This is a genomic window from Pseudomonas sp. PS02303, from assembly GCF_029959925.1.
Classification (GTDB): domain Bacteria; phylum Pseudomonadota; class Gammaproteobacteria; order Pseudomonadales; family Pseudomonadaceae; genus Aquipseudomonas; species Aquipseudomonas mandelii.
In genome coordinates this window covers 1-23,194 of record NZ_JASCOM010000088.1, presented here as the reverse complement: position 1 = coordinate 23,194, position 23,194 = coordinate 1, and the positions used below count along the sequence as shown (strand labels likewise).

At 61.9% G+C, this 23,194-nt stretch carries 18 protein-coding genes; 12 read left to right on the top strand and 6 right to left on the bottom strand.

The features are described 5' to 3' along the window. Positions 1-106: 106 nt before the first annotated feature. From cobJ to QMX98_RS18880, 5 genes are all read right to left on the bottom strand, one after another. Entirely contained in the window at positions 107-1,810 is a 1,704-nt protein-coding gene (gene cobJ, locus QMX98_RS18900) for a precorrin-3B C(17)-methyltransferase (RefSeq protein ID WP_282411233.1), read from the bottom strand. Further along, positions 1,810-2,541, bottom strand: a complete 732-nt coding sequence (locus QMX98_RS18895; RefSeq protein ID WP_282411234.1) for a precorrin-2 C(20)-methyltransferase — start codon at positions 2,539-2,541, stop codon at positions 1,810-1,812. The genes cobJ and QMX98_RS18895 overlap by 1 nt, the downstream gene beginning before the upstream one ends. Further along, positions 2,541-3,167, bottom strand: coding sequence for a precorrin-8X methylmutase (locus tag QMX98_RS18890; protein WP_010463912.1), 627 nt, complete (start codon positions 3,165-3,167; stop codon positions 2,541-2,543). Before QMX98_RS18890 ends, QMX98_RS18895 begins: the two co-directional genes overlap by 1 nt. Beyond that, a complete protein-coding gene (cobG, locus tag QMX98_RS18885; RefSeq protein ID WP_282411232.1) occupies positions 3,160-4,467 on the bottom strand; it encodes a precorrin-3B synthase in 1,308 nt (435 codons plus the stop codon). Before cobG ends, QMX98_RS18890 begins: the two co-directional genes overlap by 8 nt. A gap of 162 nt (positions 4,468-4,629) precedes the next feature. Then, positions 4,630-5,301, bottom strand: coding sequence for a hypothetical protein (locus QMX98_RS18880; RefSeq protein WP_010463916.1), 672 nt, complete (start codon positions 5,299-5,301; stop codon positions 4,630-4,632). Between the two features lie 241 nt (positions 5,302-5,542). On the opposite strand from QMX98_RS18880, the gene cbiE reads away from it, so the two are divergent. The 11 genes from cbiE to QMX98_RS18825 all read left to right on the top strand — a co-directional run bounded on the left by cbiE (position 5,543) and on the right by QMX98_RS18825 (position 16,908). Then, the gene (cbiE, locus tag QMX98_RS18875; protein ID WP_282411231.1) at positions 5,543-6,754 is read left to right on the top strand and encodes a precorrin-6y C5,15-methyltransferase (decarboxylating) subunit CbiE; all 1,212 of its coding nucleotides are present in this window, start codon (positions 5,543-5,545) and stop codon (positions 6,752-6,754) included. Next, positions 6,747-7,844, top strand: coding sequence for a cobalt-precorrin-5B (C(1))-methyltransferase (locus QMX98_RS18870; protein WP_282411230.1), 1,098 nt, complete (start codon positions 6,747-6,749; stop codon positions 7,842-7,844). Before cbiE ends, QMX98_RS18870 begins: the two co-directional genes overlap by 8 nt. Next, entirely contained in the window at positions 7,841-8,575 is a 735-nt protein-coding gene (locus tag QMX98_RS18865; protein ID WP_282411229.1) for a cobalt-precorrin-6A reductase, read from the top strand. The genes QMX98_RS18870 and QMX98_RS18865 overlap by 4 nt, the downstream gene beginning before the upstream one ends. Before the next feature lie 285 nt (positions 8,576-8,860). Next, positions 8,861-9,259: a DUF2946 domain-containing protein gene (locus QMX98_RS18860; protein WP_010463920.1), complete on the top strand. Its 399-nt coding sequence runs from the start codon at positions 8,861-8,863 to the stop codon at positions 9,257-9,259. A 48-nt stretch (positions 9,260-9,307) separates the two neighbouring features. Next, positions 9,308-9,787 carry a copper chaperone PCu(A)C gene (locus tag QMX98_RS18855; protein WP_282411228.1) on the top strand — a complete coding sequence of 160 codons (480 nt, stop codon included), beginning with the start codon at positions 9,308-9,310 and terminating at the stop codon, positions 9,785-9,787. A 22-nt stretch (positions 9,788-9,809) separates the two neighbouring features. Continuing rightward, complete coding sequence (locus QMX98_RS18850; RefSeq protein WP_282411227.1) at positions 9,810-10,259, top strand: DUF2946 domain-containing protein; 450 nt, start codon at positions 9,810-9,812, stop codon at positions 10,257-10,259. An 84-nt stretch (positions 10,260-10,343) separates the two neighbouring features. Beyond that, the gene (locus tag QMX98_RS18845) at positions 10,344-12,461 is read left to right on the top strand and encodes a TonB-dependent copper receptor (RefSeq protein ID WP_077748958.1); all 2,118 of its coding nucleotides are present in this window, start codon (positions 10,344-10,346) and stop codon (positions 12,459-12,461) included. Positions 12,462-12,591: 130 nt separating this feature from the next. Further along, positions 12,592-13,971, top strand: coding sequence for a PepSY domain-containing protein (locus tag QMX98_RS18840; RefSeq protein ID WP_282411226.1), 1,380 nt, complete (start codon positions 12,592-12,594; stop codon positions 13,969-13,971). A 197-nt stretch (positions 13,972-14,168) separates the two neighbouring features. Then, a complete protein-coding gene (locus QMX98_RS18835; RefSeq protein WP_083375155.1) occupies positions 14,169-14,957 on the top strand; it encodes an ABC transporter ATP-binding protein in 789 nt (262 codons plus the stop codon). Continuing rightward, entirely contained in the window at positions 14,954-15,901 is a 948-nt protein-coding gene (locus QMX98_RS18830) for an ABC transporter substrate-binding protein (RefSeq protein WP_282411225.1), read from the top strand. Before QMX98_RS18835 ends, QMX98_RS18830 begins: the two co-directional genes overlap by 4 nt. Then, entirely contained in the window at positions 15,898-16,908 is a 1,011-nt protein-coding gene (locus QMX98_RS18825) for an iron ABC transporter permease (protein WP_102594500.1), read from the top strand. Before QMX98_RS18830 ends, QMX98_RS18825 begins: the two co-directional genes overlap by 4 nt. Before the next feature lie 60 nt (positions 16,909-16,968). Here QMX98_RS18825 and QMX98_RS18820 read toward each other — a convergent pair whose 3' ends face one another. After that, complete coding sequence (locus QMX98_RS18820) at positions 16,969-21,579, bottom strand: hypothetical protein (RefSeq protein WP_282411224.1); 4,611 nt, start codon at positions 21,577-21,579, stop codon at positions 16,969-16,971. Positions 21,580-21,809: 230 nt separating this feature from the next. On the opposite strand from QMX98_RS18820, the gene urtA reads away from it, so the two are divergent. Beyond that, entirely contained in the window at positions 21,810-23,075 is a 1,266-nt protein-coding gene (gene urtA / locus QMX98_RS18815) for an urea ABC transporter substrate-binding protein (RefSeq protein WP_010463931.1), read from the top strand. Positions 23,076-23,194 lie beyond the last annotated feature (119 nt).

The following is a 23,194-nucleotide window of genomic DNA, read 5'->3' as shown; positions in this document are numbered from 1 at the left end:
TTAAAGTACGGCGGGCATCTAGGAATCTTTCGGTCGATGGGGGGTGAAAAATCTTACGCACTGGAAGGGGGGCGGAACTGCGGCCAGCACCGCTGGCCGCCAAGACTTACCCGGCTGGCTTGTCGCCGTACCAACGAGGCGTATACACCCACTGGCCACCCTCGGCACGCGGGAACACGCAGGTGGTGGAAGAGCCGACCAGCACCATGGTGCGCATGTCGACCTGATCGGGGGTCAGATCACCCAGCGTGGTGACACGCAATGTCTGGCCTGGACGACCAATGTCCCGCCCCAACACCACTGGCGTTTCAGCGGTGCGGTGCTGCGCGACAATCTCCAGTGCCCGACCCAGTTGCCAAGGACGCGACCGAGAGATCGGGTTGTAGAACGCCAGCGCCAGGTCGGCCTGAGACGCCAGGTCCAGCCGCTTCTCGATGATTGCCCAAGGCTTGAGGTTGTCCGACAGGGACATCACGCAGAAGTCGTGCCCCAATGGCGCGCCGGCCTGGGCGGCCGTTGCCAGGGATGCGGAGACGCCTGGAAGAATCTCCAGATCGACGTTGTGCCAACCCGGCTCACTCGACTCGTGCAGCGCTTCGAGCACGGCGGCCGCCATGGCGAATACGCCCGGATCTCCCGACGAAACCACCACCACCGACCGCCCTTGGGCCGCCAGTTCAAAGGCGTGGCGAGCGCGCTGCATTTCTTCGCGGTTGTCGGTGCAATGCAGCACTTGATCCTCGCGAAATGGCCCGGCCATGCGCACGTAGGTTTCATAACCCAGCACGTCATTAGCGCGCGCCAGTTCATCCTTCACCGCCGGCACCATCAGTTCGGCGGCGCCAGGGCCCAGGCCGATCACGGCCAGACGACCGCGCGCACGCCCGATCTGTGCAACCTCCAGTGGCTGACTGGCCACCGCGATCGCGATGCCCGTATCCGCCGCCACGACGGTAGCGTTCGGCGCGGTGTCGCGGGCCAGCTCGCTGACGCCGCCGCTGACCGAGGCAAACCGCAGCGGCACACCCAGCTCAAGCGCCGCGTCGCGTAACGCAGGGTTGGCCATGTGCAGATCGCTGGCCAGCAGGCACGCCAGCGATTGCACGGCGATGTTTGCCTGATGCAGCGCCCCGCGAATCGCGTTCGGCAGATCCGCCACCTCGGCGTTCACCGCCACCAGCACACTGCGCGGGTAGATCAGCAATTCATTGGCCGCTGGCGTGCGCTCGGCACTGCCGACATGAATCGACAACGGCGCCTGCGGATCTTCCGGCAGCTGCGCTTGCGCCAGCCACGGCGCGGTGCCTTCGATGCGCACACTTTGGCCGGCGAGCAGATCCGAGACAAAACGTTTGCCCAGTTCCAGATCGCCGAGGGCGTAGCCGCTGGGTGGATTGAGCAGGCAGGTGCCGAAGCGCAGTTCACCGCTGGTGGTGATCGCCGCCGCCACCTCAAGACCGGCAGCAATCTCCCGCGCCATGACGTTCACGCCACCGAGGCCACCCAGCAGCGGCACCACGGCACTGCCGTCTTCGGCCACGGCCAGCACGGGCGGCTCGGCGCCCTTCTCCAGCAGTAACGGCGCCAGGGTGCGGATCACGATCCCGGCCGCGCACAAGGCAATGATCGGCGTGTCCTGCTGATAGAACTCGCGCACGGTCGCGCCAAACTCGTGATAGACACGGTCCGCGCCTTCAACCCGTCCAGCCAGGCCATGAATCAAGGCGCCGGGGTAGACCTGCTGGAGCTTGCGTGCGGTCGCGAGGCTGCCATTGCCAAGAATGACAATCGCCGGAACTGGACGGGCCATCAACCTTGCCACCGTTCGCCGGGAACGATGATCAACGAGAAGTACGGCGAGGACATCGGCTCGACCTGATCCAGCGGCACGATCTTCTGATTGGCCATGGTCGCGCGCTCGACGTACAGCGCCCGCTCCACCAGCCCCAGCTCTTCGAGCACCTGACGGACCTTGGGAAAGTTGCGTCCCAGCTTCATGATCACCGCCGCATCGGCATCGGCCAGACGACGCTTGAGGTCCTCGTGCGGCAATACGCCCGAGAGTACCGACAGGCTCTGATTGCGATACACCAACGGCGCGCCCAGCACCGAAGCGCCGCCGAGCATGGAGCACACACCCGGCACCACTTCGGCTTCGTACCGTTCGGCCAGACGATCGTGCAAGTACATGTAGGAGCCGTAGAAGAAGGGATCACCTTCGCAGATCACCGCCACGTCTCGACCGGCATCCAGATGCGCGGCGAGTTCTTCGCCCGCCGCATCGTAGAAATCGCTGATCACTTGCTCATAAGACAGCGGCGCCGGCAACGCTTCAGTGGTCACCGGATACACCAGCGGCAGCAGCGTTTGTGCGTCCTGCAAATGCGCTTCGATGATGCCGAAGGCGTTGCCCTTTTTACCCTTGGCGACGAAGTACGCCACCACGGGCGACTCGCGCAGCAAGCGCAGGGCTTTGACGGTAATCAGCTCCGGGTCACCGGGGCCGACGCCCAGGCCGATCAAGCGTCCAGGCTGCTGCATCATTCGATCTCCGTGGCGAGGGCATTGACGGCGGCGGCGGCCATGGCGCTGCCGCCCAGCCGGCCTTGCATGATGACAAACGGCACGCCGCGACTGTCGGCCGCCAGCGCTGCCTTGGATTCGGCAGCGCCGACGAAGCCGACCGGAAAGCCGAGGATCAGCGCCGGCTTGGGGGCGCCGGCATCGAGCATTTCCAACAGATAGAACAGCGCGGTCGGGGCGTTGCCGATCACCACCACGCTGCCTTCCAGATGCGGACGCCACAGCTCCAGGGCGGCGGCGGAACGGGTGTTGCCCAACTCTCGGGCCAGTTCCGGAACGCTTTCATCGCGCAGGGTGCAAATCACTTCGTTGTTGGCCGGCAACCGCGTGCGGGTCACGCCTTCGCTGACCATCCGTGCGTCGCACAGGATCGGCGCACCGGCGGCGAGCGCCTCACGCCCGGCCTTGCCCGCGCCTTGCGAAAATTGCAGGCCGTCGATGGCGTCGACCATGCCGCAGGCGTGGATCACCCGCACCGCGAGTTTTTCCAGATCGGCCGGGATTCGCTCGAGGTTGGCCTCGGCACGAATGATCGCGAAGGAGTTGCGATAGATCTCCTGACCGTCGCGGATGTAATCAAGCATCTAAGGGGCTCCGTGAGCGGGCGTCGAGCAAGGCCGCGACCGCTTCAATAGTAAGATTGCGTGCGTGCAGCGCGCCGAAACCCGGCTGCGCTGCATCGCGAAAATAGAGGTCGTAATGACCGGAAGAAACCGCCAGCAACGTGACCGGCGCGATGTGCGCCGCCGCGCAGGAACGCGGGCAGCCGGACAGGTGCACGTTCAGCGTCTGGCCGTGACGTTGCAACAGCGTCGCCAGTTGCCGGGCATCGCCCTTGGTGTCAGCCAGGCCTTTGCCGCAGCCGGTCGAGCCGGTACAGGCGATGAGATGCGCCAGGGCATCGTCGGCCGAGCAGCGCAGGCCGAGGTGTTCAAGGCTGTGGATAACGTGAGGCGCCTTGCTGCCATGGACGCCGGGCACCAAGAGGCTTTGCCAGGGCGTGAAACGCAGCGTGCCGTCGCCCTGTTCGCGGGCCAGTTGTGCAGCGCCTCGGAGCATCGCCGGGTCGAGGCGGCCCAGCGGCGGCACTGCGCCGATGTAGACACGACCGGCATCACGCTGTGGATGAGCGCCGATGTGCACCGCATCTGGATTTGCCTCGCGCCGCCACCCCTCGATGGGCATCAACGGCACTCGCTCGGCGAGACGCGCGAGAAACACGTCGAGCGAACATTCGGCGAGCAGGTGTCGCATGCGGGTCTGCTCGGGGCGCGCCAGCTCCAGAAACAGCTCCAGCACCGCAACTACCAGCGCATGCCCCTGCTCCAGCGACACCGCGCCTGCGGGCAGGTCGACAAGGCAACCCGCCAGGCCGAACACAAACACTCGCTCACCGTCGCGCTCAGCAGCGGACAACCAAAGATCATGCGAGTGTTCGAGCATTGCCAGCCCTTCGCCGCCATCCAGTTGCACCGCAAACTTGGCGCTGAGGTCGTGAAAGCGTTCATCGCTTTGCAGCGTGGCGAGGATCTGTTCAGCCAGCGGGCGCGTATCGATCAGCATCTGCCGATCAATGCCTGCGCCGGGGCTGAGCATCAGATTGCGCACGTCATCGCCCGCCGCGCTGGTCGGGCCGAGTCCGGCCGCCATCAGGCTGTCGATCAAGGCAGCGTGCTCACTGCCGATCCCGCGAATCTGCAGGTTGGCGCGGTTGGTTGCCTCGATCACTCCGCCGGCGAAATGCTCGGCCGCATTCGCCACCGCTTCGGCCTGAGCCGCGCTGATCGAACCGCCATTCAACTTGATCCGGCAGATGCCGCCGTCCAGTGCCTGGACGATACGCAACAACCCCGGACAGGCCGAGGGGCGTAAAGCGGTGGACATCGGGCGTTCGTTCAAGGGATGGACCGGCTGGCTGGCAGCGCCGTGGTGGGCGAAAGGTCGCCATTATGCCTGCTTTGCCCGAGCGCATGAAAATGCCTGCCGGTCGGAATTCGTGTTTCAGGCCTTCCGAAAGCGTAACGACTCCCCCGTCCCTTGGGCGGTTTACAGCTCATAGTCCTCGAAGTTGAATTTAATGCCTGCCAGCGCCTCTTCCACGCTGGATCGACGAGCGTCCATTACCCGCCGTGAGATCACTACCTTTCGAGCCAGGACATCCAGCTGATTCATGACTTGCGATATATCCCAAAAAAGGTATTCGGTATTCATGCTTGACTTGATGAACCTGATATTACTGACCACTAACTCCATATCCCCATTTGCGTTGTAGCTAATCGGCATTATCTTAAAGTCGAAGGCCTTCCCACTCACCCCCTTGACCTTCTTTAACAGTTCAACGTCTTTTTCCAGTGCAGCAAGTCCCAGATTCACCCCTTCCACCTGGTCACGGCTGAGAATAGGAGAAGCCAGCTTCGACCAGACCTGCCGCACACTTCCATAAAACTGCGTTTGAACATGCTCAATCGGCGGATGATCACGATTCCAGCCATGCGACCACAGTACATCGGCGTAATAATCGATCCAGCGTCCGGGCCGGATTGCGCTGTTGTAAGTATTGTCCGCTTGCCGCTGTGCCAGATAAGTACAATTCAATGCGAAACGATAATCCTCGCGCGACTGTCCTTGAACACCGGTCAGCAAGATATCCCCCACCAAGGCTGCATTATGTTTCATATCATCCGTTATCACAGTCATATCCATATCCATTAACGCCATAAAGGCGACTATCCATCTAACTTGAAAAGTAGTTATTCGAAAACAAATCAAGCATGCCTTACAGCAAATTTTAAACTTGACCCAAAAACAAAAATAACAAAACCAACCCAACACCAAACAAGTTTTCAACCACATAAGTTTTCAAAAAAACGCCGCCTGCTCCGGCAATGGAGCAGCGCCAGATAACAGAAGCCGCGTTATCATGCCGCCCTTGAACATGAACCCTGGATTAAGGAACGGCATGGCACCCTGGCTAACGGTTGTGGGAATCGGTGAAGACGGCTTCAAGGGCCTGGGCAAGAATGCCCGGCGCGCCCTGTTGGGCGCCTCGCGAATCTTCGGCGGCCAGCGGCAACTGAATTTGTTGCCAGCGTGCATTCGTGGCGAGCGGCAGTTGTGGCCCAGTCCGTTTTCCCTTGACCCCGTTCTGGCGCTGCGTGGCGAACCGGTCTGCGTGCTGGCCAGCGGTGATCCGATGTTCTTCGGCGTCGGCGCCAGCCTGGCCCGGCAAGTGCCTGACGCTGAAATGCTGATCCTGCCCGCGCCCTCCTCCTGCTCACTCGCGGCGGCGCGAATGGGCTGGCCCTTGCAGGAGGTGGTGACGCTTTCGGTGGTAGCCCGGCCCCTCGCCGCACTGAACGCGCAGTTGTTCAGCGGCGTGCGTTTGCTGGTGCTGAGCAACGATGGCCAAAGCCCGGCCGCCGTTGCGGCATTGTTGCGTGAACGCGGTTTCGGTCCGAGCCGTCTCAGCGTGCTGGAACATTTGGGCGGCGCAAACGAACGACGCATCGATGGGGTGGCCAATGACTGGAACGATCCAGCGGTCGCCGATCTGAACCTGATCGCCATCGAATGCATCGCCGCGCCGGACACCCTGCGGCTCTCGCGACTGGCCGGCCTGCCAGACTCGGCCTTCCAGCACGACGGTCAACTGACCAAACGCGACGTCCGCGCGATCACCCTTGCGCGCCTGGCCCCGGTACCCGGCGAACTGCTGTGGGATGTCGGCGCCGGCAGCGGCTCGATCGGCATCGAATGGATGCGCGCCCACCCCAGTTGCCGCACGCTGGCCATCGAAGCCGATGAAGGTCGGCAGCTGTTGATCGAACACAATCGCGATGCCCTCGGCGTGCCCGGTCTGCAATTGATTCGCGGCAGTGCGCCGCAGGCCCTGGCCGGGCTCGAACTCCCGGATGCGATTTTTATCGGTGGCGGGGTCACCCGTGAAGGTGTGCTCGACACCTGCTGGGCGCAACTCAAACCCGGCGGCCGATTGATCGCCAACGCCGTCACGTTGCAAAGCGAAGTCACCCTGATGACCTGGCGCGAACGCCACGGCGGCGAGCTGACCCGCATTCACGTTGCCCAGGCCCAGCCGCTGGGGGAGTTCGACACCTGGCGTCAGGCGCTGCCGATTACCTTGCTGGACGTGACGAAGCCCCTCGATGCGTGACGAAACCGCCGAACAACCCGCCCCGCTGCGCAGCGGCCTGACCACGGGCAGTTGCGCCACCGCGACCAGTCTGGCAGCGGCCCGTTTGTTATTGGGCGGGATGAGCGCTGACGCCGTGGAGATCGTGCTGCCCAAGGGCAAGCAGGTGCGGATGCGCCTGGAATTCTGCCGCCTGATCGACGACGGCGCCGAAGCCGGGACGATCAAGGATGCCGGGGATGACCCCGACGTGACCCATGGCGCGTTGCTGTATTCCCAGGTGCGACTGCGCGGCGAGCCGGGTATCCGTTTCAGCGCCGGGCGTGGCGTCGGCACAGTCACCCGGCCGGGGCTGGTGCTGGGCGTCGGCGAGCCCGCGATCAACCCGGTGCCGCGCAAAATGATCACCGAGCACCTGACGTTGTTGGCCGAAGAACTCGGCTATAGCGGCGGTTTCGAGGTCACGGTCAGCGTCGAGGACGGCGAGGCGCTAGCCTTGAAAACCATGAACCCACGACTGGGCATTCTGGGCGGGTTGTCGATCCTCGGCACCAGCGGCATCGTCCGGCCGTTTTCCTGTGCGGCTTACATCGCCTCGATCCACCAAGGTATCGATGTGGCCAAAACCAACGGTTACCTGCACATCGCCGCCTGTACCGGCAACGCCAGCGAGGACACCATGCGCCGCGTCTACGACCTGCCGGAAATCGCCCTGATCGAAATGGGCGACTTCGTCGGCGCTGTGCTCAAACACTTGCGCAAAGTGCCGGTGGATAAACTCAGCCTGTGCGGCGGCTTCGGCAAGATCAGCAAACTGGCGGCCGGGCACATGGATTTGCACAGCCGGCATTCCAGCATCGACCTGCCGCAACTGGCCGAATGGGCCGCCACAATGGGCGCCGACAAGGCGCTGCAGCAAGGCATTCGCGACGCCAATACCAGCCAGCAAGCCTTGGCGATGGCCAGCGCGGCGGGCATCGCCCTTGGAGATGCGGTGTGTCAGCACGCGTTGGACTTCGCCCGCAGCGTGGTGCCGGCGCAGGTTCAGGTTGAAGTCTTTGCCATCGATCGCCAGGGCGGAATTGTCGGCCATGCAGGGGCTTTTCGATGAAGCGTATTTTGCTGCTGGGCGGCGTGACCGAAGCCTTGGCCATCGCCCGCACGCTGGGGCCGGAACACATCTATAGCCTGGCCGGTGTCGGTCGCGTGCCGACGGACCTGACCTGCCAGGTGCGCGTTGGCGGCTACGGCGGTGCCGAAGGCCTGGCGCAGTTCATTCGCGATGAAGGGATCGATCTGCTGCTGGACGCGACCCACCCCTATGCTGCACAAATCAGCCACAACGCCAAGGCCGCCGCGCAGCTGAGCGGCATTGCATGCTGGGCGTTACGCCGTCCTGCCTGGCAGCCACAGGCCGGGGACGACTGGCGCGACGTCAAAGATTGGGTCGAACTGATCGAAGCCCTGAAACCCTTCCGCCGACCGCTGTTCACCCTCGGCCGCGAACCGTTGCAGCACCTGCACGAAATCCCGCCGGAGCAATTCTGGACCTTGCGCGCACTGGACGATTACCTGGGCAACGAACGCTGCGAAGTCATCGGCGCGCGCGGGCCGTTTCTGATCGAGGATGAACGGGAGCTGTTTGAACGTCGGCAGATTGATGTGCTGATCAGCAAGAACAGCGGCAGCACCGCGACCGAACCGAAACTGGAAGTGGCGCGGGAGCGTGGGGTGCCGGTGATTGTGTTGCAGCGGCCGGTGTTGCCGGGTGTGGATCGGGAGTTTGGATCGGTGAGTGAGTTGTTTGCTGCACTGGCGGAATGCAATCTGCCGGACGCCTAAGTAATTGTGGCGAGGGAGCTTGCTCCCGTTGGGCCGGTCCGCGTTCGGGCGAAGCGGCCTTAATCCCCCCCCCAAAAAAAGAGGACAGCTGCGCAGTCCAACGGGAGCAAGCTCCCTCGCCACAGGGTTGTATGCCGACCGCAATTCATCCGGCATTTCGAATCAGAGCCACTACACTCTTTTGAAAGTGCACTGCGACACCACACCGCACGCCGCTTTTTTACTTATCGGCCCTGATCAGGCTAAATAGCCGCGACTGATCGCCCACCCAACGGATTGTGTCCCATGTCCCGACAACGGCTAGCAATTGCCTGGATCGCCTGCTTCGCAGTGCTGTTCAACATGCTCGCCATGCCGATGACCGGAGCCATGGCGCAGTCGGCGAAATCACCCGCCGAGCAATTGTTGTGGGGCAGTTTCTGTACGTCCAGCGGCACGAAGATGGTGGCGATTTCCCTGGGCGACCTTGAGCAAAAAGCCCCGCAGAACGACGACCATTCCAACATGCAACATTGCTGGTGCTGTTCAGGTTCCGCGCCGTTGGTGGCGTTGCCAGGGCATGCGCCACAACTGTATTTCGCTCGTTTCGAAGCCAATCGAAGCGTGCCTGCCACCGCTCTCGACACCCCCACCCCGCGCCAGCAATGGCCGAGCCTCAACCCCCGCGCGTCCCCTCTGGTGTGATTCCTTCTCGCAATTGAACTGCGTCTTGAATCGCTCTGGAGAACTGCCATGTTGAACAAACTCATCGTTCTGGCTGCGTTGCTGCTGCCTGCCTGCTTTGCCAATGCCCACGAATACAAGGTCGGCGAACTGCAGATCGCTCACCCGTGGTCCCAGGAGTTGCCGCCCAACGCGCCAACCGTAGCGGCCTATTTTGTTATTCAGAACACCGGAAAAGCCGCCGACCGCCTGCTCAGCGTCGACTCGCCGATTGCCAGTGAAGCGCAATTGCATGAGCACATCATGCAAAACGACCTGATGAAAATGCAGCAAGTGCCGAGCGTCGAGATTCCTGCCGGTGGCAACGTCACGTTTGCGCCAATGGCCTATCACGTGATGCTGGTGAATCTGAAAGACCGCAGCCTGCTGAGCGACGGCAAGCGTTTCCCGCTGACCCTGCACTTCGAAAAATCCGGTGACGTGACGGTCGAAGTCGCGGTGCAGAAGAAGCCACCAGAAGTCATGCAGATGCACACCCACGCCCAGTAAATCCACTGAGCTGAACACCCCCATGCGCCCGCTTAGCGCCAGGTCATCCGCACACCGTCGTCAGTCGTCAAGCCTGACGCACGGCAGCTGGATCAGCCTGTTCGCCATGCTGATGATCTTTATCGGCCCGCTGATTTCTCAGTCGATGCCGATGGATCAACGCGCCTCGTCGATGTCGATGAGCATGCCGATGGACATGAGCATGGACATGTCGGCCATGGAGCACGCCAACCACGGCGCGCAACCCGCCGCCGAGCACTGCCCGCCCAAAGCCTCGCACCACGCGCTCTGGGAAAAATGCGGCTATTGCAGCCTGCTGTTCAATTGCCCGGCGCTGACCGGCGGCCAGACCTTCGTCGCGTTCGACACACCAACAGCCACCACCTTTACCACTTCCTCCCCTCGCCTGGGCCATGCCCGGCACACCGTCTTCCCCGGCGCCCGAACCCGCGCCCCACCCATCGTCGCGTAAACACGCACCTCTGATTTCACACGGTTTTGCAGACAGCCACAGGCTGTCCGCCGTGTCGTTTACGACTGCTCGATGGAAATTGTCATGTCCAGGTTTGCTGCTGACACACGCTTGAGCCCTGCCCAAGCTTCTTTTGCCCCGAACGAATCGAGTATTCGTTTCAGGCACGCCACCGCCGTCCTTTGCAGCGCATTGCTGACATCCACGGTGCTGGCCAACGAACACGCGGGCCACGGTGAAGAACTGAGCCCGACGGTGATCACCGCCATTGCCCCGAGTTCGCCGCTGACCATCGTCACCAACCCCAAGGACCCGCGCCAACCCGTTCCGGCCAGCGACGGTGGCGACTACCTGAAAACCATCCCCGGCTTCGCCCTGGTACGCAACGGCGGCACCAACGGTGATCCGGTGCTGCGCGGCATGTTCGGTTCGCGACTGAACATCCTCACCAACGGCGGCCAATTGCTCGGCGCCTGCCCCGGCCGGATGGACGCGCCCACCTCCTACATCTCGCCGGAAACCTACGACAAACTCACCGTCATCAAAGGTCCGCAAACCGTACTGTGGGGACCGGGCGCATCGGCGGGCACGATCTTGTTCGAGCGTGAACCGGAAAGCTTCGGCGAACTCGGTACCCGCGTGAACGCCAGCGTGTTGGCCGGCTCCAACGGCCGTTTTGACAAAGTGGTGGACGCCGCTGCCGGCGGGCCGCTGGGCTACGTGCGCGTGATCGGCAACACCGCGCACGCCGACGACTACAAGGACGGCAACAACGACACCGTGCCGTCGCGCTACGACAAATGGAACGGTGACGTGGCGCTCGGCTGGACGCCGGACGCCGACACCCTGCTGGAGCTGACCGCCGGCAAGGGCGATGGTGAAGCGCGTTACGCCGGGCGCGGCATGGACGGCTCGCAGTTCAAGCGTGAAAGCCTGGGCTTGCGGTTCGAAAAATCGAACATCGGCGAGGTGCTGGACAAGGTCGAAGCGCAGATCTACTACAACTACGCCGACCACGTGATGGACAACTACACGCTGCGCACGCCATCGGGCACCGGGATGATGGCCGGCCCAATGGCTTCCAACGTCGACCGCCGCACCCTCGGCGCGCGGATCAAGGCGACTTGGCGCTGGGCCGATGTGCAGTTGATCAGCGGCATTGATGCGCAGACCAACGAGCATCGCCAACGCGGCAGCATGGGCGTCGATACCTACAAAGACCTGCCCTATACCAAGGACGCCGACTTCCATAACTACGGCGTGTTCAGCGAACTGACCTGGTACGCCGCCGACCGTGACCGGTTGATTACTGGTGCACGCCTGGACCGTGCATCGGCCAAGGATTACCGGCAGACCACCGGTTCCGGGATGATGACTCGCCCCAACCCGACCGCCGACGAAACCCGCGCCGACACATTGCCAAGCGGCTTCCTGCGCTACGAGCATGACCTCGCCGACAGTCCGACCACCCTCTACGCCGGCCTCGGTCACACCCAGCGTTTCCCCGATTACTGGGAACTGTTTTCGCCCAAGTCCGGCCCCGCCGGATCGGTGAATGCCTTCGATTCGATCAAGCCTGAAAAAACCACCCAGCTCGATTTCGGCCTGCAATACAAGACCGAAGACCTCGAAGCCTGGGCCTCGGGTTATGTCGGCCAGGTGCGCGATTACATCTTGTTCAACTACACCCCGACCATGATGGGCACCACCTCCCAGGCGCAGAACATCGACGCGCGAATCATGGGCGGCGAACTCGGCGCGGCCTACCAGCTGACCAGCAACTGGAAAGCCGACGCGACCCTGGCCTACGCCTGGGGCAAGAACAGCAGCGAAGGCAACGCATTGCCGCAAATGCCGCCGCTGGACGCGCGTTTCGGCCTGACCTACAGCGAAGACAACTGGAGTGCCGGTGCCCTGTGGCGAGTGGTCGCGGCGCAAAACCGCATCGACCAGAACAAGGGCAACGTGGTCGGCAAGGACTTCGACAAGACCTCCGGTTTTGGCGTGTTCTCGCTCAATGGCGCCTACCGTATCAACAAAAACTGGAAGGTCAGCAGTGGCGTCGACAACCTGTTCGGCAAGGCTTACGCCGAGCATTTGAACCTGGCCGGCAACGCCGGTTTTGGCTATCCGGCCAATGACCCGCAGGCCATCAAAGAACCGGGGCGAACGCTCTGGACCAAGGTGGACATGAGCTTCTAAGAGTATCGCGGGCAAGCCCGCTCCCACATGGACAGTGGAGAACCTGTGGGAGCGAGCCTGCTCGCGATCGGTTGCGCAGCAACCGCAAAACAAACAACTAAAAGAACCATGCCAAAGCGGAGCACACGTGATGAAACAGCCCAAAGTAAATTTCTACAACCTGGCCTGGCGCTGGCATTTCTATGCCGGTCTGTTCGTCGCGCCATTCATGGTGATGCTGGCCTTGACCGGCGTCATCTACCTGTTCAAGCCGCAACTCGATCCGATGATGTACGGCAGCCTGATGAACGTACCGGCCGGGCATCACAGCATCCCGGCCGATGACCTGCTCAAACGGGTGAAACAGGCGTACCCACACGCCACGATCAAACAGTACCTGCCGCCGGTCAACGCCGAGCGCAGCGCTCAGTTTGTCGTGATCAATGGCGGTAGCGAACTCAACGTATTCGTCGATCCCTATCAGGGCGACATCCTCGGCGAGCAAGACGCCAAGAAGAATCTGCAAGCGGTGGCGCGAGCGATTCATGGTGAATTGATGATCGGCACCGTCGGTGATCGATTGGTCGAACTGGCGGCCGGCTGGGGCGTGGTGCTGGTGGTTTCCGGCGTGTTCCTGTGGTGGCCGCGTGGCCAGGCGGCCGGTATTTTGTGGCCGCGCCTGACCAGTCGCGGTCGGGTGCTGTGGCGTGATTTGCATGCTGTGACCGGGTTCTGGGGCGCATCGTTGCTGCTGGTGATGCTGCTCAGCGGCATGACCTGGACCGGGTTCTGGGGCCAGAAATATGCGCAGGTGTGGAACGTGTTTCCGGCGGCTATGTGGGACAACGTGCCCAAATCCGATGTCGAGGCCCGCAGCCTCAACACTGCCACTCGCCAGACAGTGCCGTGGGCGATGGAAAACACGCCGATGCCGATGTCCGGTGACCACGCCGAACACATGGCCCACGGTGGCGCAAAAGCCGGCCCCGCCGCACCGACCATCAGCCTGCAAGACGTGCAGAACATCGCCGTGCAACGCAAGGTCGAGCCGGGTTACAGCATCACCTTCCCGACCACCGACACCGGCGTGTTCACCATCGCCGTGTTCGCGGACGACCCGCGCAATGACGCCACCTTACATGTCGACCAGTACACCGGCGGTGTCCTCGCCGACGTGCGCTACGAGCAATACGGGACCGTCGCCCGCGCCACAGAGATCGGCGTGATGTTGCACGAAGGCAAGATGTTTGGCGTGTTCAACCAGATCGTCGTGCTGCTGATCTGCCTGATGATTTTGCTCAGCGCGGTGAGCGGCGTGGTGATCTGGTGGAAGCGTCGTCCACAAGGCAAGTTCGGTGTTCCACCGCTGCGCCACGACCTGCCGAGATGGAAAACCGCGATGGTCATCATGTTCGCTCTGGCCGTGGCGTTTCCGTTGGTGGGGGCTTCGCTGGTGGTGGTGTGGGTGCTGGATCGTGTGCTGTTTTCGCGATTCACCCGGCAAACTGAATCGGCCTCACCTTCTTCATGAAGCAGGCGAGATGCGCGATTTAGACGAATCTGTAGACTTGCCGCGCTTAGCTCGGCATCATCTCTAGTGTTACTGTATAACTCAAATACAGTGTTTTGATCAGCAGGCCCGCTCCCCCAGGATTTGCGCGATCCCTGTGGGAGCGCGCTTGCCCGTAATGGCGTCATCAGCATCACCCACTCTCTCAGAGCAACTGCATGACCTCGCTTAACCTCTCAAACCTCGCTTGGACACCCCTGGGCCACGGCCACTGCCATCACCAGTTCCAGCTGCGTGAGGCGTCCCTGCAGGTGGCCGCCGGTGAGTTCGTCGGGTTGATCGGCCCCAACGGCAGCGGCAAGACCAGCCTGCTGCGCTGCGCTTATCGCTTCAGCAAGCCCGAGAGCGGCGAGGTCCGGCTCGACCACCACAACGTCTGGAAGCAATCCTCGCGCTGGTGCGCCCAACGCATCGCCGTGGTGTTGCAAGAGTTCCCCGATGCCTTCGGCCTGACCGTCGACGAGGTGGTCGCCATGGGCCGCACGCCGCACAAAGGCCTGTTCGGTGGCGACACGATTGAGGACCGGAATCTGGCAACTCAAGCATTGGAGTCCGTCGGCCTCAGAGGCTTCGAAGACCACGCCTTCGCCACCCTCTCCGGCGGTGAAAAACAACGTGTGATCCTCGCCCGCGCCCTGGCTCAGCAACCGCAATTGCTGATCCTCGACGAGCCGACCAACCACCTCGACCCACGCTATCAACTGGAACTGTTGCAGCTGGTCAAACGCCTGAAAATCGGCACCCTGGCCAGCATCCACGACCTCAATCTGGCGGCCGCTTTCTGCGATCGTTTGTACGTGATCCATCACGGTCGCATCGTCGCCAGCGGCACGCCGAAAGAAGTCCTGAGCGCCCCGCTGCTGCGCGACGTGTTCGGCGTCGAAGCGCTGATCGATGAACACCCCTTGCACGGCTACCCACGAATTACCTGGATAACCCAACCATGACTTTGCGTTCCCTGCTTTGCTTCACGCTGTTGCTGGGCAGTGCCCACGCGCTGGCCGAGGCCACGAACTACCCGTTGACGATCCAGAGCTGCAACCGCGAAGTGACCTTCACGCAGGCGCCGAAACACGCGGTCAGCCACGACATCAACATGACCCAGATGATGCTCGCCCTTGGCCTCAAACCGCGCATGGCCGGCTACAGCGGCGTGTCCGGCTGGAAGTCAGTCACGCCCGAGATGCAGACCATCCTCGACGGCTTGCCCGAGCTGGCAGCCAAATACCCGTCGGTGGAAACCCTGCTCAATGCCAACGTCGACTTCTTCTTCGCCGGCTGGGATTACGGCATGCGCGTGGGTGGCGACCTCACGCCTCAAACGTTGCAACCGCTGGGCATCGATGTCTACGAGCTGACCGAGTCCTGCGCCTTTGTCATGAAGCGTCCACCGGCCAGCCTGGAAGACACCTACAACGACCTGCGCAACCTCGGCAAGATCTTCGACGTGCAGGACCGCGCCAATGCCTTGATCGCCCAAATGCAAGCGCAAGTCGCCGAGGTGCGCAAGGGTCTGCCCGCCGATAAACCGCGGGTCTTCCTTTACGACAGCGGTGAAGACCGCGCCATGACGTCCGGCCGCCTCGGCATGCCGCAGGCACTGATCGACGCCGCGGGCGGGCGCAACATTCTGGACGACGTCGAGGCGAGCTGGACCCGCGTCAACTGGGAAGACGTGGTCGAGCGCAACCCTCAGGTGATCGTGATCGTCGACTACGGCGAAGTCACCGCCGAACAGAAGGAGCAATTCCTGCTCAGCAACAAGGCGCTGCAATCGGTGGACGCGATCAAGAACCAGCGTTTCATCGTGATTCCGTATGTGCAGGCCACGCCGGGCATCGACAACGTGCTGGCGGTTGAAACCCTGGCCAAAGGTTTCCACGGCGAATGATGGATCGTCGCTATGTCTTGCTGCTGGTGATGCTCGCCGCGCTGTTGCTGGTCTCGTGCGTGGTGTCGCTGGGCTTCGGTCCGGCGCGGGTTCCGGTGGACGTGGTGGGGCGGATCTTGCTGCACAAGGTGTTCGGTGTGGGTGAAGTGAGCTGGACTGCAGGGCAGGAACACATTGTCTGGCTGATCCGCGTGCCGCGCATGCTGCTCGGTGCGCTGGTCGGTGCTGGCCTGGCGCTGATCGGCGCGGTGCTGCAAGCGGTGACGCGCAATCCATTGGCCGACCCGCACCTGCTCGGGGTCACTTCCGGTGCGACCCTTGGCGCGGTGATTGTGGTGCTGCACGTCGGTGAAATCGTCGGCCTGCTGACCTTGCCGATCGCGGCGTTTATCGGCGCGCTGCTGAGCATGTTGACCGTGCTGATGATCGCCAATCGCAACGGTCGTCTGGACAGTGACCGGCTACTGCTGTGCGGCGTGGCGGTGTCTTTCGTGATGATGGCGATTGCCAATTTGCTGCTGTTCCTCGGCGACCACCGGGCGAGTTCGGCGGTGATGTTCTGGATGCTCGGCGGGCTCGGGTTGGCGCGTTGGGAGTTGCTTGCGGTGCCGGCCGCCAGCGTGTTGCTGGGATTGGTCTTGCTGCTAGGCATGGCCCGACCGTTGAATGCGCTGATGGCCGGCGAACAGACTGCCGTCACCCTTGGTTTGAATGCGCGTACCGTGCGCTTGCGGGTGTTTCTGATTGCATCGCTGATGACCGGCGTATTGGTGTCGATCAGCGGGTCGATCGGGTTTGTCGGGCTGATGGTGCCGCACATTGCCCGTCGACTGGTCGGGGCCGAGCACCGGCGATTGTTACCGGCGTGTGTATTGCTGGGCAGCGTGTTTCTGGTGTGGGTCGACGTCGCCGCGCGCACCCTGATCGCCCCCGAGGACTTGCCGATTGGCGTGGCCACGGCGGCGATTGGCGGGTTGTTTTTCATCGGCCTCATGCAGCGTCGCTGAGCCATGCCAACCGGAGGGGGGCACGGCTCATCCGGCGCTCAGATCAATGAACGCTGCACTTCACAGTTCGTCACGATCTGGCTTCGTCGCCGGTTGCACAGGGGGCTGCCAGGTCGCATTCAATCGCCCGCGACGTCGCCAGTAACCATCGGTGTCCAGTACCTCAAGCAATCCGACACTGGCAAGCGCGGCGAGGTATGCAGCGACCCCGTCCTTCGCCTCCTCGTTGAACAAGGCCGTTTCCTGTGGCGAGAAGCTGGGGGTGAATTTGAACAGGCCCCCGCCACGACCGGTGAAATAGCAACAGCCCCCGGAGACACCGCTCTTTTTCACAACGTCTCTGCAGAACCACAGGTCGGCCAAGGCCAGGTTATCCATCAGTAATCGATCAGACGCGGTGGGGTCCTTCACGAACAGGTTGAAGCGTTTGTAGAACTGATGAACAGCCGCCCATTTGTAGTCCTGCGGAAAAACCGGCAACGGCAAAGGCTGCGCACCCGGCACCGTGACCGGTGCAATGGGCCCACCCGGCCCTGAGTAAAACAGCGTACTGGCAGCCCCACTGTTGACGCCGTCCTCATGCGGCTCGACGGCCACGAACGAAGAAGACGCCTGATGGATCAGCACGCCACCCAGATATGGTTGGCCGACGTACTCGCCAATCAATCGCTGCGCCAAGCGAGCCGCATCATCGGCATGGGCGAAGACGGGGCCGAGCGCAAACCGGTTGTCCTGCTCCCACTTGATCAGCTCGATGCCGGTTTTGACACCCCGGGCATCAACCCTGAGCGGCGACCAGAAAGCGCTGCGCACCACGACCTGCAACTCACCGTTGGCGATGACTTTGCGCAGGTAGTCAATCAGCGATTCCCGGCCTGATTGCAGGATTTTCTCGTAGGCCACCGTGGCATGAAACAGGGTCCACTCAGGTGCCTTGGCCCTGGGGGCATAGCGCAACAAGGCGCCGTCGGCGCAGGAGATGTAGACGTTGAGGTACGTGGATCCTTCAGCCGTGCGCACACCGACAGCGCCCAGCCCGTAGGACAGGTCCCGAGGCGAGATGAAGCTCTGCGTCACGTCATGGGGCAATCGTCCCGGGCTTGTCGACGGACACAAATAAATGCCCTCGACTCGATACCCCAACGGTAGCAACCCTTGGGGAAATACCCGCTCGACCGTGAGATGCCCTTGCCGCCCGTCGATCGGCAGCGTCGTCACGTACCGTTCACCGTTCAGTCCCTTGAGCACAAAGCCGAACATCAGGCTGGCACGGGCGCCTACCGTGCGATGGACATGGCGCATGGCATCGTCTACCTGCGTGAAGACCGGGCTGAGCGCCGGCTCGGTAATGGCAAATCGATGCACGTCCGACGAGATAATCCCCGGATAAGCACTCCAGTGCGACAGTTGCCTGGCCTCGCCCCACAGTCGGCTCCCCCGAATCACTTGCAACCGGCCGGCCCTTGCAACCTGATTGACATACTCGCTCGGTGTTAGCGTGCCGTTGCGCATCTGCAGTTCTATCGGGGTATGCCGGCGCTGCAATTGGCTGGGTGGCGCCAATGCCCGGGCGAGTTGCTTTTCGCTGGCGCTTGCACTGAGGGTGTAGCTGATCAGGCTGCCGTCGAGCCCCAGCAGGTATTCCTTGCCGGGCGACAGAGACGGGGAACCCCCGGAACCGGTCAGAATGTCCGCCAGAAAATCCGTGGAAAACATCGCCTGGTACACGTCCCGCTCGCGGTTCGACAGCGCGAAAATCGGTTCGACCGGGATTCTGGAATGGTAACGGGCGACGACCGTACTCCCGGTCAGAAACAAACCCTGTTCAATCAATTCATCCAGACGAATCCAGTTGGCAGGGAAGTTCTCGACCTCCACGGCCACCGGCAACGTTGCGACAAACAAACCATCGGCGCGACGCAGCACCAGGCCGCCGTAGACCCGCTCACGCCGTGAGCCCAACTGCGCCAGCGCATAGTCCGCCGCATCGTCCTGCGACACAAAGACCGGGCTGAGGGCTCGCCGCTGGATCTGCACGAAAGGTGTCCAGTCAGGTCCGACACTCCCCGGCTCGTCCCACAGCTCACTGGTGCGCAGCACCTTCAGGTCTCCGGCCTTGGCGAGCATTTGAATGACGTTGGCATAGGGTCGTGTGTCCTTGCCCAATGCTGACGTCAGTTGCCGCACACCCTGATTGTCGAGTTGTGTTGAGGAGGCCGAGTACTGGTAACGCAACAATGCCCCATCCAGTGTTGCGATAAAAATGTTCAGGTCCTGAAAATGCGTCAGGCGTTGCGTGCCCTTGTCGTCGTAGATCGCTGCAGCCAAATCGCTGATGGACGCAAAATGCCGGGCAAACCAGGCCTCCGTGGTCGATAACCCTTTAGGCATCCAGCTTGCCGCGTAATAAAGCCCGAGGGTCCTGAACTCGTCGATCAATACGGGAGCGCCAAAGTCGCTCGCCTGGTTCAGCGCCCCCAGGCCCCTTGGCGTAACCGTTTCGGTCGCCACGTACTCCTCGCGCGCCTTGTGCTTGAGGATGAATCCCCAACCCGCCGCGGCTGCGCGGTAGTCGAGCCGGGCACGATGGCGGGCGTTCAACACGGCGTCTTCGGCACTGGTAAACATCGCCCCCAGCACGGGAGCGGCAATGCCTGTGCGGGCGGCCTCGTTATTTGACTGATCACCCAGCACCGTTCCCCGCGGCCCCCACACGTCGCTGCCGACCACCACGCGTAATCTGCCGGTGCCAGCCAGTTCGTCGACCACTGCACCGGGCTCAAGTGTGCCGGCCGCCAGCTCCTGGTCTATCAGCGTTTTGCCATCGGCGAGTACAGCCGCCCGCTGTTGCAGGCGGTTGCGAGCCGCCACTTTCGATACATCGGGGCTGTAAACCAACAGGGCGTCGGCTGAACCGGACAGGTAGAAATCAACAACATGCGCACGCTTGTCGAACACCGAGCGAATGTCTTCGGTGGTGAACATTTGTGCGTGGATCAGTTGCTCTTGCAAGTCAGTACGCACAATGGCTCCGGCATCCGCTTCCCAACGCGAGGCGTACAGCCCATGAAAAGAGTGACCCTCGACCAACACGATCGGTGCCCCGGTAGCGTCGAGGGGGCAGAGCCTGTCCAGTGCAAACCGTTTTGCGGCAAACACCGGCTCGGTGGCGACGAAACGTTGATTTCGATCCTGCAAAACCATCCCGACGAAGCCCTGTTCACGCCGGCTGCCAATATATTCATGAGCAAAACGGGCGGCATCGTCCGCCATGAGGAAAGCGGGACTCAAGCGCCTCGACCGGGCATAGGGTTGCCAGTCAGGCCCCACGATCCCGACAACATCCCAAAGCGCGCTGTCCTTCAGCACCGTCAGCTCGCCAGCCGCTGCCACCTGTCCGATGTAATCCGCAGGCTTGAGCGTACCGGTCTTCAGTCGCACGTTGAGATCCGCGCTGTCCTCCAGCGGTACTTCACGCAGGTGCGCCGAAGGTCGGTATTGCAACACGGCGCCGTCCCGGGTCCGGGCGTACACCTTGAGGTAGTCCGGGTACTCCTGCCGGTGGACATCTTCCAGCGAAAACCTGATGCCCGTAGCCAACTCCTGCGGTGAAAAAAAGCGCTCATAAAGCCAGGGCTCGCCGGCGCTCTGAGACGCATCCCCCTGCGGCATGAAGTAGACGCCGTTCAGGTCGAAATCGAGCAGGCGCTCCAGCGTGCGATCGGCATTCATCGGGAAGGACTTGAACAGTTCGGCTGCCGGCTCGCTGGAAAGCACCGGATAGGTCGCCATGCACTGCGCGCTGCCGGCAGAGGTCACGACAAACCCCAGATAAACGCTGCCGGTGGATGCGCTTACCGTGGCGGCGGCCGCTTCGATGGCCTTGTCCACCTGGTCGAACACCGCACAAAAAAACGGCTGTACCGACGTCGAACTTCTCACCGCAGCCGTACCGAGCGTCCAGTTCGTCGGCACGTTTCCTCGCACGCCTCCCCACGGTGCATTGGCTACCAGTACGCTCAGGGTGCCGGTCTGGGCGACTTTCTGAATCAGTTGCTCAACGTCGGAGAACGGCCCGAAAGCCTTGACGCCCAGCTCAATGAGTTCTTCCTCCTCTGCCGGCTGAGTGGACTCGTACTTGATCAACGAGCCATCCGGCCCCGACAAATAATGACGCTGGCCATAGGCGCCCGGGTCCTGCATGTGACTCAGGAGATGTGCTCTGGAAAAAAATCCGAGGCTCAACGTGATCTGCTCAGTCGTCCAGCGCGGATGAATACGCTGGACGTCAGCGTGACTGGCCGCGTGGGACAAGTAATACGCCGCGCCCCTGTAGCCGGGTGGGGCAAACAGCTCTTGGGAGTTTTCAGAAGATGACAGAAAGTCGAAATCGAAATGCCTCATCCTTCCCGCCACCGGCAATGTGGGCTGAAATTTTCCGTCGCCACGCTGCAAGATCACACCGCCGTAAGTCTTGTCATGGCGCGCGCCGATCTGCCGGTGAGCCCAGTAGGCCGCGTCATCCGCGCTGATGAAGGTCGGCCCCAGGGCAGGAAAGGTTGCCCCGCGTCGGGGTGCTGAAGGTGTACTGATAGAGATGCCGTTCATGCGCTGCTCACTCAACTGAGAAGCCACGATGATCAAGATCCCGGAGCGCGGCAGGTGGTACATATATATCGCTACCGTTTTTTTTTGCTTTGCCGCACCCGGCACCAATGCTGCGCACGGCGGTGCACCCGCGCCTTCATCAAGCCCCAGTCTGGTGCGTCATCACGTTCACCGAGGGCTCTATTTCAATATTTCCCTGCCTTTCCCGAACAGGCACAGCCCTTGCTAAAGACCCTTCAGTAGTCCGCATCTGCCAACCCATAAAAAATTCTAATGTTCATGGAGATCGCACAATGAAGCGTCGTAGCTTGATCAAGGCTTTCACACTCACGGCAAGCATTGCCGCGATGGGCATGACCTGGACCGTCCAGGCCGCCGAGACCATCAAGGTCGGTATTCTGCACTCGTTGTCCGGGACCATGGCGATCTCCGAAACCTCGCTCAAAGACATGGCGTTGATGACCATCGACGAGATCAACGCCAAGGGCGGCGTGAACGGCAAGATGCTGGAACCGGTGGTCGTGGACCCCGCGTCGAACTGGCCGCTGTTCGCGGAAAAGGGTCGTCAGTTGCTGACCCAGGACAAGGTCGCCGTGGTGTTCGGTTGCTGGACGTCGGTGTCGCGTAAATCGGTGTTGCCGGTGTTCGAAGAACTCAACGGCCTGCTCTTCTATCCGGTGCAATACGAAGGCGAAGAGATGTCGCCGAACGTGTTCTACACCGGTGCCGCGCCGAACCAACAGGCGATCCCGGCGGTGGAGTATCTGATGAGCGAAGAAGGCGGCAGCGCCAAGCGTTACTTCCTGTTGGGCACCGACTACGTTTATCCGCGCACCACCAACAAGATTCTGCGCTCGTTCCTGCACTCCAAAGGCGTAGCGGACAAGGATATCGAAGAGGTCTACACCCCGTTCGGCCACAGCGATTACCAGACCATCGTGGCCAACATCAAGAAATTCTCGGCCGGTGGCAAGACAGCGGTCATTTCCACCGTCAACGGCGACTCCAACGTGCCGTTCTATAAAGAACTGGCCAACCAGGGCCTGAAAGCCACCGACGTTCCGGTTGTAGCGTTCTCGGTCGGCGAAGAAGAACTGCGTGGCATCGACACCAAACCGCTGGTGGGCAACCTCGCGGCCTGGAACTACTTCGAGTCGGTCGAGAACCCGGCGAACAAGAAATTCGTGGCCGACTGGAAAGCCTACGCGAAGAAACACAACCTGCCGGGCGCCGACAAAGCGGTGACCAACGACCCGATGGAAGCCACTTACGTGGGCATCCACATGTGGGCGCAAGCGGCTGAGAAAGCCAAATCCACCGACGTCGACAAAGTCCGCGAAGCGCTCGCCGGCCAGACCTTTGCCGCGCCGTCGGGTTACACGCTGACCATGGACAAGACCAACCACCACCTGCACAAGCCCGTGATGATCGGCGAAATACAGGCCGACGGTCAGTTCAACGTCGTGTGGCAGACCGAAGGGCCGATCCGTGCCCAGCCTTGGAGCCCGTTCATTTCGGGTAACGACAAGAAGCCGGATTATGCGGTGAAGAGCAACTGAGTCACTGGATGTCGGCCTGAGCACTTCATTCAGGACCGACACAAATCCCTGTAGGAGTGAGCCTGCTCGCGATAGCGGTGGGACAGACAACAGACCTGTTGATTGATAGACCGCTATCG

Bases quoted from the DNA above. Each gene is read 5' to 3' on its own strand.
- QMX98_RS18850 (WP_282411227.1), top strand. From the start codon at position 9,810: ATGCGCCCGCTTAGCGCCAGGTCATCCGCACACCGTCGTCAGTCGTCA.
- cbiE (WP_282411231.1), top strand. From the start codon at position 5,543: ATGGCACCCTGGCTAACGGTTGTGGGAATCGGTGAAGACGGCTTCAAG.
- QMX98_RS18835 (WP_083375155.1), top strand. From the start codon at position 14,169: ATGACCTCGCTTAACCTCTCAAACCTCGCTTGGACACCCCTGGGCCAC.
- QMX98_RS18830 (WP_282411225.1), top strand. From the start codon at position 14,954: ATGACTTTGCGTTCCCTGCTTTGCTTCACGCTGTTGCTGGGCAGTGCC.
- QMX98_RS18855 (WP_282411228.1), top strand. From the start codon at position 9,308: ATGTTGAACAAACTCATCGTTCTGGCTGCGTTGCTGCTGCCTGCCTGC.
- QMX98_RS18860 (WP_010463920.1), top strand. From the start codon at position 8,861: ATGTCCCGACAACGGCTAGCAATTGCCTGGATCGCCTGCTTCGCAGTG.
- cobJ (WP_282411233.1), bottom strand. From the start codon at position 1,810: ATGGCCCGTCCAGTTCCGGCGATTGTCATTCTTGGCAATGGCAGCCTC.
- QMX98_RS18890 (WP_010463912.1), bottom strand. From the start codon at position 3,167: ATGCTTGATTACATCCGCGACGGTCAGGAGATCTATCGCAACTCCTTC.
- QMX98_RS18880 (WP_010463916.1), bottom strand. From the start codon at position 5,301: ATGGCGTTAATGGATATGGATATGACTGTGATAACGGATGATATGAAA.
- QMX98_RS18870 (WP_282411230.1), top strand. From the start codon at position 6,747: ATGCGTGACGAAACCGCCGAACAACCCGCCCCGCTGCGCAGCGGCCTG.
- QMX98_RS18895 (WP_282411234.1), bottom strand. From the start codon at position 2,541: ATGCAGCAGCCTGGACGCTTGATCGGCCTGGGCGTCGGCCCCGGTGAC.
- cobG (WP_282411232.1), bottom strand. From the start codon at position 4,467: ATGTCCACCGCTTTACGCCCCTCGGCCTGTCCGGGGTTGTTGCGTATC.
- urtA (WP_010463931.1), top strand. From the start codon at position 21,810: ATGAAGCGTCGTAGCTTGATCAAGGCTTTCACACTCACGGCAAGCATT.
- QMX98_RS18820 (WP_282411224.1), bottom strand. From the start codon at position 21,579: ATGTACCACCTGCCGCGCTCCGGGATCTTGATCATCGTGGCTTCTCAG.
- QMX98_RS18825 (WP_102594500.1), top strand. From the start codon at position 15,898: ATGATGGATCGTCGCTATGTCTTGCTGCTGGTGATGCTCGCCGCGCTG.
- QMX98_RS18845 (WP_077748958.1), top strand. From the start codon at position 10,344: ATGTCCAGGTTTGCTGCTGACACACGCTTGAGCCCTGCCCAAGCTTCT.
- QMX98_RS18840 (WP_282411226.1), top strand. From the start codon at position 12,592: ATGAAACAGCCCAAAGTAAATTTCTACAACCTGGCCTGGCGCTGGCAT.
- QMX98_RS18865 (WP_282411229.1), top strand. From the start codon at position 7,841: ATGAAGCGTATTTTGCTGCTGGGCGGCGTGACCGAAGCCTTGGCCATC.